The 12378-nt window shown below is 62.2% G+C and carries 8 protein-coding genes; 4 read left to right on the top strand and 4 right to left on the bottom strand.

Annotated elements, in window-relative coordinates:
• Nucleotides 1-24: 24 nt before the first annotated feature.
• Complete coding sequence (locus tag D0550_RS11370) at nucleotides 25-894, bottom strand: CheR family methyltransferase (RefSeq protein WP_116809292.1); 870 nt, start codon at nucleotides 892-894, stop codon at nucleotides 25-27.
• A 10-nt stretch (nucleotides 895-904) separates the two neighbouring features.
• Entirely contained in the window at nucleotides 905-4534 is a 3630-nt protein-coding gene (locus tag D0550_RS11365) for a response regulator (RefSeq protein WP_161965771.1), read from the bottom strand.
• A gap of 322 nt (nucleotides 4535-4856) precedes the next feature.
• Between D0550_RS11365 and D0550_RS11360 the strand changes: the two genes are divergently transcribed.
• Nucleotides 4857-5501 carry a response regulator transcription factor gene (locus D0550_RS11360; protein ID WP_161965770.1) on the top strand — a complete coding sequence of 215 codons (645 nt, stop codon included), beginning with the start codon at nucleotides 4857-4859 and terminating at the stop codon, nucleotides 5499-5501.
• Nucleotides 5502-5510: 9 nt separating this feature from the next.
• On the opposite strand, the gene D0550_RS11355 is transcribed toward D0550_RS11360, so the two are convergent.
• Nucleotides 5511-6017: a chemotaxis protein CheD gene (locus tag D0550_RS11355; protein WP_116809327.1), complete on the bottom strand. Its 507-nt coding sequence runs from the start codon at nucleotides 6015-6017 to the stop codon at nucleotides 5511-5513.
• A 344-nt stretch (nucleotides 6018-6361) separates the two neighbouring features.
• On the opposite strand from D0550_RS11355, the gene D0550_RS11350 reads away from it, so the two are divergent.
• Complete coding sequence (locus tag D0550_RS11350; RefSeq protein WP_161965769.1) at nucleotides 6362-8563, top strand: sensor histidine kinase; 2202 nt, start codon at nucleotides 6362-6364, stop codon at nucleotides 8561-8563.
• 6 nt (nucleotides 8564-8569) lie between these two features.
• Here the strand turns inward: D0550_RS11350 and D0550_RS36355 are convergent, their stop codons facing one another.
• On the bottom strand, nucleotides 8570-10279 hold the full coding sequence (locus D0550_RS36355) for a methyl-accepting chemotaxis protein (protein ID WP_153067122.1): 1710 nt from the start codon (nucleotides 10277-10279) through the stop codon (nucleotides 8570-8572).
• Nucleotides 10280-10637: 358 nt separating this feature from the next.
• On the opposite strand from D0550_RS36355, the gene D0550_RS11340 reads away from it, so the two are divergent.
• Together D0550_RS11340 and D0550_RS11335 are read left to right on the top strand one after the other, a co-directional pair.
• The gene (locus tag D0550_RS11340) at nucleotides 10638-10856 is read left to right on the top strand and encodes a DUF3562 domain-containing protein (protein WP_116809287.1); all 219 of its coding nucleotides are present in this window, start codon (nucleotides 10638-10640) and stop codon (nucleotides 10854-10856) included.
• Nucleotides 10857-11038: 182 nt separating this feature from the next.
• Complete coding sequence (locus tag D0550_RS11335) at nucleotides 11039-12316, top strand: glycerophosphodiester phosphodiesterase family protein (protein WP_116809286.1); 1278 nt, start codon at nucleotides 11039-11041, stop codon at nucleotides 12314-12316.
• Nucleotides 12317-12378: the final 62 nt, after the last annotated feature.

Raw genomic sequence — 12378 nt, 5'->3', positions numbered from 1 at the left:
TGTCCTCCGTTGCCTCGCCGTCGCCTAGCGCACCTTGCGGTACAGGCGATGCCGCCGCGACAGCAATTCATAATGCGATTCATGCTGGCTCAGGTGCAGCGACTCACTCTGACCCAGCCCGAGAAATCCCAAGCGCACCAGACTGTCGCCGAACAGCTGGTGCACGCGATAACGCAACGCTTCGTCGAAATACATCAGCACGTTGCGACAGAAGATCACGTGAAATTCATTGAACGAGGCGTCGCGCGCCAGGTCGTGACGAAACACTGCGATACGCTCCAGCACGGCGGGATCGAGTAGCGCCGCGGTGTTGCCACGAGTGTAGTAATCGGACAGCGCACGTATGCCGCCGGACGCGCGATAGTTTTGCTCATACTCCTCGAGGGACGACAGCGGCAGCACGCCGCGGCGCGCCTGCTCCAACACGACCTCGTTGAGGTCGGTCGCGTAGATACGGCAGCGGTCATATAGGCCTTCTTCACGCAGCAGAATGGCCAGCGAGTAGGCTTCCTGTCCGGTCGAGCAGCCGGCCACCCACAATCTCGAATAGGGATAGGTGCGCAGCAGCGGCACGACGCGATCCCGAAACAAACGAAAGAACGACGGATCGCGGAACATGGTCGTGACCCGCAGCATGAGCCGGTCGAGCACATGCGCGAGAAACCGTGGATCGCCGTGAATCCGATCGCTCAGCTCGCCAATGCCCGACAAACCCTCGCCGCTGATCAGGCTGCGCAAGCGTCGCTGTAACGCCCGCCTGGAATAGCCGCTCAAATCTACGCCACTGAGATCGAACAACCGATCCAGGAAATGGTGCAACTCCGCTGCGCCCGCGGCATGTTGTTCATCCGCCCCGAGGGCGAGCGAGGCAGTTGAATGTTCACCCGACCTCATGTGACCCGTGTCAACGCTGTTTGTACAGCCACACACGCAGCATGGAGCGCAGCTGATCGAGGTCCACCGGCTTAGCCAGATAATCCGACGCGCCCGACTTCAAACATTCTTCTCGTGCGCGCGCCATGGCCTTGGCGGTGAGCACGATGATGGGCAGATTTGCCAGTCGCTCGCTACGACGGATACGTCGGATGGCCTCGAAGCCATCCATCTCGGGCATCATCACATCCATCAACACCACGTCGAAATGCTCTTGCGATTGCAGGATCTCGATGGCTGCGGCGCCGCTCTCTGCATAGCGCACGCGCATGTGATGACTTTCCAGTCCGGCAGTAATGGCGAAGATGTTGCGCACGTCGTCATCGACGACCAGAACGCTGCGCCCTCGCAGCAGCGGATCTTCCTTGCGCGCTCGTTCCAGAAGCTGCCGCCGCGATTCGGGCAAGCGCGACGGCGGGTAATGCAACAGCAAGGCGGTCTCGTCCAGCAACCGCTCGGGCGAGCTGGCGTCTTTGATGATGATGGCTTCGGACACCGCACGCAGCTCGGTCTCTTCGGTGCGTGACAAGGGCTTGCCGGTATAGATGACGACCGGCGGCGAGCTCTTGCCAAGCCGGCGCTGCATGGTCGCGATCATGTCGGCGCCGCTCATGTCGGGCAGCATCAGATCCGCGATCATGCAATGGAAATGACCTTCGCTCAGTGACTGCAACGCCTCGGCCGCAGTCCCCTTCGCCACGATTTCGACATCGGTGGCCCTGAACAGATCGATCACCGCCTCGCGCTGGCGCTCGTCATCCTCGACGATCAACAACCGGCGCGTGGGATCGTCGAGCAACGCCAATGTTTCGCCCAGCACTTCCTCCAGCATCTCGCGCGTGACCGGCTTGCGCAGGAATGTCAGCGCGCCTTGTATGAGCGCACGCTCGCGCTGATCTTCCACCGAGATCACGTGCACTGGCACGTGTCGCAACTCAGCATCGTGCTTCAAACGATCCAGCACCGCCCAGCCATTGCTGTCCTTGAGCAGCAGATCGAGCGTGATCGCACTGGGCTTGAAGCGTCTCGCGGCGCGAATCGCATCTTGTGCCGCGCGCTCAATGATCACTTTGAAGCCTTTCTCGCGGGCGAAGTCGGCCAGCACCGCGGAAAAACTTCGGTCGTCCTCGATAACCAGCAGGATGCGATCGTCGGGCGCGAGATCGGAGCGGTCGTCATCGGCGACCTCGGCCGCGTCACCGAACGCATCGATGTCAGCGAACTTCGATTCCTCTACCACGAGCCGCGGTGCCACGCGAGCAACCTGCGGCGGTTCTGGCGTTTTCACGACCGGAGCCGCGGCCGACAACGTCGCGGGCAAGTACAACGAGAACGTGCTGCCCACATCCGGCGCACTCTCCAGCGTGAGCACACCTTGCAACAAGCGGCTCAGCTCCCGGCTGATGGATAAACCGAGGCCGGTGCCGCCGTAGCGCCGTGCGGTTCCCACGTCCGCTTGCTGGAAAGCTTCGAACACGATCTCGCGTCGATCTTCCGGAACGCCGATACCCGTATCGATGACTCGGAACGCGACCACGGCATCCGCATTCGCCAGGCTTGGAGCGTGACCGCCCCACCCGGCAGTCACGCGCTCGATCGCGAGCGTCACGCCACCCTTGGCAGTGAATTTGAATGCGTTGGACAACAAGTTGCGCAGGATCTGTTGCAGGCGTCGCCCGTCGGTCACCAGCGTCGCCGGCACATCGGCGCCCACCGCCACCGTGAATTTGAGATGAGCGTTCTCGGCGACATGATTGAACGCCTGACGCATCTGCTGCGCAATGTCGCTGACGCGCACCTGCGCCACGTCCGCGGTGACCGTGCCCGATTCGATCTTGGCCAGATCGAGAATGTCATTGATCAGCTCCAGCAGATCGTTGCCGGCGCCATGGATGGTGCTGGCCCGCTCGACCTGCTTGGGCGTCAAGGTGCCTTCGTTGTTCTCGGCGAGGATCTTCGAGAGGATCAGCAGACTATTGAGCGGCGTGCGCAGCTCATGTGACATGTTGGCGAGAAACTCGGATTTGTACTTGGAGCTGAGCGCCAGCTGCTGCACTTTGTCTTCCAGCGCGGCGCGCGCCCGTTCCACTTCCCGATTGGCCTGCTCGAGCGCTTCCCGCTGCTCCTGCAGGACTGTCGCCTTTTCTTCCATTTCGACGTTGCTCTGCTGCAGCTCCTCGTTCACCTGCTCCATTTCCATGTTGGCCTGCTGCAGCTCGAGCTGCTGCTCGCGCAGCTTCTCCGACATCGCGCTGGCTTCTTCGAGCAGCTCTTCGGTTCTACGCGATGCCTGCACCGTATGCAGCACGGTGGCGAAACTGTCGCAGAAGCGACGGAGCAATGTGAGCTGGGCCGCAGAGAAGCTGGTCAACGTCGCCAGCTCCAGCACGGCCTTGACCTGGCCCTCGAACACCGCGGGCATTACGACGACCTGGGCCGCCCTCGCATGGCCCAGCGCCGAGCTGATGCGCAGATAGTCGTCCGGCACTTGGTCCAGAACCACGCCGTTGGCATCGCGAAAACACTGACCGATCAAGCCCTGACCGCGCGCAATGGTTTTCGGCGGATGCTCGCAGGCATAGCTGGCCTGCAATTCGAGCATGTCCGAGGTATCGCTCTGTGGCACATAGATCAGCGACTGTTGCGCGCCGACCAGCACCGCAAGCTCGGAGAGTATCTTTGCGCCGAGGCTGGCCGGATCCCGGGCGCCTTCGAGCAGCCGCGACAAGCGCGCCAGGCTGGTATTCATCCAGTCCTGTTCGGACAGCGCCTGCTCGCGGGCGGCGATCTGCGCCGCCATGTGATTGAACGCCACCGCGAGCCGGCCCAACTCATCGTCCCGAGCGATCGCAACCGCCTGCCGATATTCACCTCGACCGACTCGCGCCGCACCCGCCGACAGTGCGGCCACCGGTCGCAGGATGCTGCGAGTCACCAGCCAGCCGACCAGCGCGATGAGCAGCACGGCAGCAAGCGATCCATAACGGGTGATTTGCTGCGTGACCTGTTCTGCCGCACGGGCTCGCGTCCGCCGTTCCATCAACAACCGGCCTTCTTCCTCGTCGATGGCGCGGATCAGAGCGTCGATGCGATCCATGATGGCCACGCCGCCCGTGACCGTCGCCTCGACATCCGAGCGCTGCGGATCGAACAGCAGCCGCAGGCTCTGGAAACGTTGCCGGGCGACCGGGACCAAGGTCGCCAGTAACTGCTGCTGAGTGGGATTGTCCGCCGTAAGCGCTCTGAGCTCGGTGAGGGCGCGCTCGGCGTCGATGACTGTAGCTTCGAACTGCTCACTGAAAAGAGCTGCGCCGGTCAATTTGAAACCGCGACCCGCCGCCTCGGCCTGGCGCATCAGGCCCAATGCATGCTCATTCTTATTGAGCACCTCCAGCGAGTGTTGCACCCACTGCCGTTCCTCACCCCCCGCCCTGATCCGTGAATTCAGTGTCATGCTGAACACGGCCAGTAACAGCAGCGCCACACCGAAGCCGGCGCCAATACGCACACCGACCGGCAGCCAGGAGCGACCGGCAGGTTCTAAAGGAGTGACGGCCAGCGGCGGCCGGTTATCGATGCCAGCCGTGGCGCTGGAATCCATCCTGAGAGCAGGGTCAGGCAGCCCGGTCTGTCCAAACGAGCTGGCGTGCATGTTCCAGTAATTGTTGCAACATCGGCAGCGGTCATGAACTTCAAGCCGCAGCACGATAGATAACGGCGGATACTGCGAGCAATCGGTAGTTAACGCGCCTACAGCATTCGGCGTGGGGTTCGACAGCCGGGCTGCACCGATCATTGCCATGGCACGCACCGTTGCGGTTCCAACGGTATGCAAGCACGACCTGACTACGTTAGATGCCTTGTTTTCTCGCGCGATGTACACTCCTGCAAACGAGACGGGACATCAGGGAGAGGTGGGGAGAATGAATAAAACAGCGCACCCGGTGGTCCACATCCTGGACGACGACGACGAGGTTCGCGATGTACTGACGGCCGTGGTGCAGGCCGCCGGTCATGTCGCAATGTCATACGGTCGACCGTCGCAATTTCTCGAAAAGCTCGATCAGGCGACGCCCGGCACGCTGATCCTGGACGTGCGCCTGCCCGAGATGAGCGGCCTGGAGCTGCAACGTCATCTCAATCGCATCGGCTCCATCCTGCCGGTGATCCTGATCACCAACCACGCCGACATTCCCATGGTCGTGGAAGCCATGCGGGAAGGCGCGTTCGACTTCCTGGAGAAGCCGGTCCGGCACCAGGACCTGATCGATCGGGTCAATGCGGCCATCAAAAAGGATGCGCACAATCGGGAAAGTATCCGCCGGCATGCCGACATCCGCTCCCGGTTCCTCACCCTCAGCGCGCGCGAGAAGGAAGTGCTGCAACTGGTGGTGGATGGGCGCGCCAACAAAGTGATCGCACTCGATCTGGGGCTGAGCGAGCGGACCGTCGAAGTTCATCGCGGCAACATCATGGACAAGATGGGCGCCCAATCGCTGGCGCATCTGGTCCGCATGCATATGATCATTCAGTCCGGCATCGGCAGCATCGAGGCGCAGGCCAGGTAATCGAACGCGTCAGACTGACTGGCCGGCGTGCGGAGCGACGGCCAGTCCGCGACGGATCCAGACGTCGCCACTCCACAATTCGAAGATGAGCACGCGACTGCCATAGCCGCCGGTGTGCTCGGCCGAGATCGTGAAGCCATGATCGGCGAGCTGTTCTCGACCCGCCGAGATGTTACGTGCCGAGACGTCGCGCGCTTCGCTGGAGTCGACGAACATGCAGCCGCCGCCGAACATCTTGACGATATATTCCTTGGGCCGCGTGCCGGCATTGCGCAGCTCGCGAAGAAACATCTGCATCGCCTCGTCGGCGTAATTGCCTTCGGCCGCGGATGATGCCGTCCCGCCCGCACCGCGTTGGGGCAGCATGTAATGGCACATCCCGCCGATCTTGAGCCGCGGGTGCCACATGGTGATCGACACGCACGAGCCGAGCAGCGTGCGAATCCTGGTATGCCCCCCGCCAAAATAAAACTGCCCAATCTGCAACGAAACGTCGCTGGTGGCCAGGTTAGACATGAGCAGTGCGGACATTGTCATCAGCATGCCGACGCCGTGTGGGCGACGCCACTAGACATTCCCCCGCTTGGGCCTGGGGTTTTCGCGTCAGCACTGCCGATGTTCATACAAATCAGCAAAAACCCCCAGTCCGCGGGCGGCGCATAGTTCCTTAGGTCCCTTGTGCAGCAGGAGAAACCCTATCACGCTGCCTGCCGGAGCCTTAAGCGGACGTGCGTATAGATGCGGACTCCGGGCGATGAGTGGCCTATTAGACTGTTCTCATAAATCCAGGGTGCAGCGACCGGATGGGAACCGGCCCGCGACGAGGAGATCCCCTGAACAACAATCATAATGTTTCCTCAATGACTGCGGCCGCCGTCATGACACCACCCGGCCCGCCGCCGGTCTTGATGCCATTCGCCCGTGTGATCGCGCTCCTGTGCATCGCCGTGGGCGCCAGCGCACTGATCGGCTGGTGGCTGTCCAAGCCCATCCAATTCCTGTCGCCCGGGTTGGGCACGATCAAGCCGAATACCGCGCTGTGTTTCATCCTGGGCGGGATAGCACTTGCGGGCCTGGTCGCGCAGTCGCATCCGCAGGGTGGGATGCTGAATCGTTGGTTGATCCGGATTCAGCCCGCGGCCGCCGCTTCATTGTTTCTGGTCGCCGGCAGCACCCTGCTCAGCTACGCACTGCGTGCCCCGGTCGGTATCGACCTGTTGCTGATACCGCACGATCCGCCCAATCGCATGCTCGTGTTCCCCTGGCGCATGTCGCCGATTTCCGCGCTCAGTTTCAGCTTGCTCGCGATCGCGATGTTGCCGTGGGCCACCCGGTTGACGCGGCTCTGGCTGGCGATGGAGCTGATCGTGCTGCTGATCATGGTGAGCGCGTTCATGATGATGCTGGGCTACATCTATGAAGCGACGTCGCTGTACTCGCTGCCCGGCTTCTCGGTCGTGGCATTGCATACAGCGGTCGGGCTGCTGGTGCTCACTCAAGCCGTGCTGACCGTCCATCCACGGTTCGTGCTGGCAGCCCAGGTCATGGCGCCCGATCGGGCCGGCGCGGAAATGCGTCGCCTGCTGCCGGCGGCCCTGCTGATTCCCATCATCGTCGGCTGGCTGCTGCTGCAAGGTCAGCAACGCGGCATGTATGACAGCGAGATGCGGCTCGCCATGTTCACGGTGCTGAACATGCTGGTGTTCTCGACGCTGGTGTGGTGGAACGCACAAGTCGTCCGGCGCAGCGACTTTGCGCTGCTCGCTCATCTGCGTCGTGTCGAAGCAGTCGCCGAACTGGATCGCGCCATTCTCGGCATGCGCTCCACGCGCGAGATCGCCGGCAAGGCGCTGGACCATCTGCGACGGATCGTTCCGTGCGCCGGCGCCAGCGTGATCGTGTTCGACCGTAACGCCAGTGCGCATCGCTTGCTGGCCAACGGCACTTGCGACGCCCCGAGCTTCGTTGCTCGCGTGCATTCGATCGCAAGCTATGAAGAAGCGTTGCGGCATCCTGGCTGCGGCCAAGCCATCGTGCTGCACGATCTACGGAGCATGAGCTCTCGGACCGAGCTGTTCGATGAGTTGTGCCAGGCCGGCGTTGTTTCTTATGTAGGCCTGCCGCTGCGGGGCGAGCAGCACCTGCTTGGGATGCTGGAACTGATCGATACCCGCCCGCATGGGTTCAGCCACGAACAGGTTCAAGCCGCCCACAGCATTGCCGATCAGCTCGCGATCGCGCTCCAACAAGCGCTGCTTCGAGAAGATATCGAGCGACACACCGCATCGCTCGAGCGGCGCGTGGCGGAACGCACCCGGGAGCTGCAGGCGATGAATCAGCAGCTGACGTTCGCCAACCGGGATCTGGAGGAATTCACCGCATCGGCCGCGCACGACCTGCGAGCGCCTTTGAATTCAATGGCCGGTCATTGCAGCATATTGCGCGATCTGATCGAGCTGCAGGCCGACGCAGAGCCCCGTCAACGCATGCAACGCATCGAAGCGTCCGTGCAGCGAATGAACGATGTCATCGACGGCATGCTCGGGCTGGCGCAGCTGACCAAGATCGAGCTGGCGTGCAAACCGGTCGATCTGAACGCCGTCGCAGCCGAGGTGATTCAGGAACTGCAGCAGCAATACCCCGACCACCGTGTGGGCTTCCATATCGATTGTGGCCCGCGGATTTGCGCCGACCCGCGCTTGATGCGCAGTCTGCTGGTCAATCTCCTGGGCAATGCGTGGAAGTATACAACCCACACCGACCAGCCTTCGGTGACGCTCGCACGCCAGGAAGATGAAGGCGGCCCGGCGTTCGTGGTCCGGGACAATGGCGTGGGCTTCGATATGAGTTTTTCCCAACACTTGTTCGAGCCGTTCCGCCGTATGCACACGCCGTCCGAGTTCCCCGGCGTCGGCATCGGTCTCGCCACCGCGGCACGCATCGTGCAGCGCTATGGCGGCACGATTTGGGCGGACAGCGCGCCCGGCGCAGGCGCGTCGTTTTATTTCACGCTGCCGCAGGCGGCAGCAACGACGAACGGCGAGCCCGCGACGATCGACTAGGGCAGCTTAGAATTCGTGCCAATCGCCACCGCTGGCCTTGGCCATCGGCGCGGCAGCCACTGGCGCTGGCGTGGTCTTCGCAGCGGGCTTGCCGATCGGCTTGACGACTGCGACCGGACGCACGGCTGCGATCGGTTTCGCCACTTGCGCAGTGACATTGTCAGCGGCGGTATGGAACTGACCGACCTGCGTGACCAGCCCCTGCCCCTGCTGTTCGAGCGACTTGCTGGCCGCCGACGCTTCCTCGACCAGCGCCGCGTTCTGCTGCGTCATCGAGTCCATCTGCGTGAGGGCGTTGTTCACTTGATCGATCCCCTGCGCCTGCTCCTCGCTGGCGGCGGCGATCTCGGCGACGATGTCGCTGACCCGCTTCACCGCTTCCATGATATCGATGAGCGTGCGACCCGATTCGTCGACCAGCTCCGAGCCGGCGCGCACTTTGTCGACCGAGTCGCTGATCAGATCTTTGATCTCCTTGGCGGCGCTGGCGCTGCGCTGAGCCAGGCTGCGCACTTCGGAGGCGACGACCGCGAAACCACGGCCCTGCTCACCCGCTCGCGCCGCTTCGACGGCCGCGTTCAACGCCAGCAGATTTGTCTGGAACGCGATCTCGTCGATCACCCCGATGATGTCCGCGATCTTGCGGCTGGAGGCGTTGATTTCATCCATCGCGCCCACCGCCCGTTGCACGACCTGCCCGCCTTTCTCGGCATGGGACCGGGCATGGATCGACAGCTGATTGGCCTGACGCGCATTGTCGGCGTTCTGTTTCACCGTCGTGGTCATGTGCTCCATGCTCGACGCAGTCTCTTCCAGCGCGGCCGCCTGTTCCTGCGTGCGCTGATTGAGATCGTCGTTGCCGCGCGCAATCTGCAACGCGCCGCTCGACATCGACGCGGACAACGACTTGGTCGTCGAGATGATGCTGTGGAGCTTCTCGATGAACCCATTGAGCGAGCGCGCAATCTCGCCGAACTCGGCATCCATCGGCGGCAGTTGATAAGTGAGATCGCCGTCGCCGGCACGCAGGTCTTCAGTGGCCCGCAACACCTGGCGCAACGGATTGACGATGCTGCGCGCGATGGCGATTGCCAGACCGATCGACAGAAATACCGCGAGCGCGCCGCCGCCGACCAACACTGCGTTAGCAAACGTCCGCGCTTCTTCCGCCTCAGCGGCCCGTTCTTCCAGCAAGTTCTGCTCGATCTCGTGGATCTCGTCGAGGATGCCGCGCATGCCATCCATACCTTTCTTGCCGCGGGCTTCGCGCTCGAGCGCAACGATATCGGACATCGTCGCGTCACCGGTGCTCACCTCGCGCCGCAGACCGATGGCCGGCTCCACCGCATGCGTCAACCAGTCTTGCTCAGCGGCGCGCAACTGCTCGAGCTTCTGCGTCACTCGCTGGTCGGGGCTCGACTCCTCGATGTTTGCAAAATACCGGTCGAACTCCCTGCGGCCCTGGTGGTAAGGCTCGAGGAACGAATCGACACCGGCCAGCAGGAAGCCGCGCGCCCCCGTTTCCATATTGATGAGCGCATCGCTCAAGCCAGCGACCTGCTCGATGACCTCGTAAGTACGAATGTTGTTACGTTGCGCTTCGACCTGCTTGTTCTGACTCACGGTCGCGACGGTGATCAGCGCGATCAGAATTGCGATCACGACCGAAAACGCAGCGATCAGCCGCGCATTGATGCTGAGTCTGGACAGGCCCACGACGACTCCAGGGGTGGAAGACAGTTTCTGCGTAGGTCGTGTATCGGTCGCAGGCCCCGGAGCTTGATCCACGCACAAGGGATTCGGGGACCGCCTTAGTCCCCATCGATAACCCAGGGTCGGAAAAATTTACCGGACGGCACTTATTGCTTGACTTGCGCAATTGCCGCGTTCCGCAAATGTGACAGCTCATCGGCATGCCCCCAGCAAGGCGGCGCAAGTGACTGACACCACACAAAAAGCATATCGAGCGCATGCACCAAAATGGTGCGCGGACACCGAAGTTAACGGTAACGCGCTGCTCTGGAGCTACCATGCGCCCCGTTGATGAACGCCTTAGCAAATTTCTGGAGGGATCATGACCGTCTTGCGCAATAACGCAGGTGATCCGGCCAAACAGCAGCAAGCCATCGAAGCTCTCGCCAAAGAGAGCGACGCCCCGATCGAGCATGTGCGCGAGCTCTACGAAATCGAACACGCGCGCCTGAATTCGCAAGCTCGAGTCAAGACCTTCGTCTCGGTGATCGCGACCCGCCTGGTGCGCAATACGCTGCACGCGGAACGTACTAACAGCTGATCCCGCCGTCTGGTTCCGTTGGAGCCAGTTCCTCAAATTCGGTCGCTCGGTGTCATCGAGCGATCATCGAATCGCAACCCGCGTTGAACTTCGCCGGCGTATCTGTAGGCCGGTTCGAGCGCCCATTGAGTCAATTGCAGGAATGCGGCGCCGGACTCCCTATCCATTCGCAGGAGAGTTCAATGCCCCATCCTTTGCAATTGACCGCCCCCGCGGCTTTGCTGGCTGCGCTTTGTTCCTTTGCTTCGCTCGCTGGCGATTACGGCCGCGGCGACGATCAGGGCGATCGCCACGGCGACAAAGGTTCGCCGGCGCGCAGCTCCGTGCAACTCGGCGACCGTCCATTCTTTCTGGTCGACGGCCTCGACGACAGCCGCCTGAAAGACAAGCTGCAGAGCTGCAAAACCGGTCCGTTCTACAAGTCCAATTTCTCCATTGCTCATCGCGGTGCGCCGCTGCAGTTCCCGGAGCACACCGGGGAATCGTATGAAGCCGGCGCGCGCCAGGGCGCGGGCGTGGTCGAATGCGATGTAACTTTCACCAAGGACGGCGAGCTGGTGTGCCGTCACGACGAGTGCGATCTGCACACCACCACCAACATCGTCGACACCGAATTGAACGGCTCGTGCACCGTGCCCTGGTCCGGCCCGGGCTCCAGCCCGAAGTGCTGCGCCAGTGACATCACGCTCGCGCAGTTCAAGACGTTGAAGGGCAAGATGGATGCCTCCAACCCGAGCGCAACCACTGCGAAGGATTACCTTGGCGGCACTGCATCGTTCCGCACCGATCTCTACACCAGCCGCGGCACCTTGCTCACGCTGCGTGAGAGCATCGCGCTGAACAAGAAGCTCGGCGTCAAGCACACGCCGGAACTGAAGTCTGGCAATCCCGAGCGCCTGATGACCGTGTTCGGCGGCCAGGAAAACTACGCGCAGAAGATGATCGACGAGTTCAAGGCCGCGGGTGTGAATCCGAAGGATGTGTACCCGCAGTCGTTCGACATCCGCGACGTGTTGTACTGGATCAAGAACGAGCCGCGCTTCGGCCAGCAGGCCGTGTATCTCGATGACGTCGATCCGTCCTCGCCGAACTTCCCGCGACTGTCCGTGGCCGAGCTGAAGCAGCTCAAGAAACAGGGCGTGAAAATTATCGCTCCGCCCATCGGCGTGCTGCTGGCAGTGAACAACAACGACGAGATCGTGCCGTCGCAGTACGGGCTGGACATCAAGAGCTTCGGCTTCGACATCATCACCTGGTCGTTCGAGCGTGCGGACCTGCGCAACGGCGGCGTCGGCGCGGGCTTCTACTACGCCTTCGATCCGACCGGCCGCGCGCTGAAGAACGACAGCGACATGTACAAGGCACTGGATGTGCTGGCCCGCAAAGTCGGCGTTATCGGCATCTTCTCCGACTGGCCGGCGACCGTGACCTACTACGCGAACTGCATGGGATTGAAGTAATCCCGTCGTTGGCAATGAAAAAGCCGGCGGCGTTCGGGCCGCCGGCTCAGCTCATCTGGAAA

Source organism: Steroidobacter cummioxidans, assembly GCF_003104955.1.
Note: the sequence above shows the minus strand (reverse complement) of the source record. Positions and strands in the feature narration are given on the sequence as shown.

Coding starts and splice junctions, on each gene's coding strand:
- D0550_RS11370 (WP_116809292.1), bottom strand. CDS start 894: ATGAGGTCGGGTGAACATTCAACTGCCTCGCTCGCCCTCGGGGCGGAT.
- D0550_RS11365 (WP_161965771.1), bottom strand. CDS start 4,534: ATGGATTCCAGCGCCACGGCTGGCATCGATAACCGGCCGCCGCTGGCC.
- D0550_RS11360 (WP_161965770.1), top strand. CDS start 4,857: ATGAATAAAACAGCGCACCCGGTGGTCCACATCCTGGACGACGACGAC.
- D0550_RS11355 (WP_116809327.1), bottom strand. CDS start 6,017: ATGTCTAACCTGGCCACCAGCGACGTTTCGTTGCAGATTGGGCAGTTT.
- D0550_RS11350 (WP_161965769.1), top strand. CDS start 6,362: ATGACTGCGGCCGCCGTCATGACACCACCCGGCCCGCCGCCGGTCTTG.
- D0550_RS11340 (WP_116809287.1), top strand. CDS start 10,638: ATGACCGTCTTGCGCAATAACGCAGGTGATCCGGCCAAACAGCAGCAA.
- D0550_RS11335 (WP_116809286.1), top strand. CDS start 11,039: ATGCCCCATCCTTTGCAATTGACCGCCCCCGCGGCTTTGCTGGCTGCG.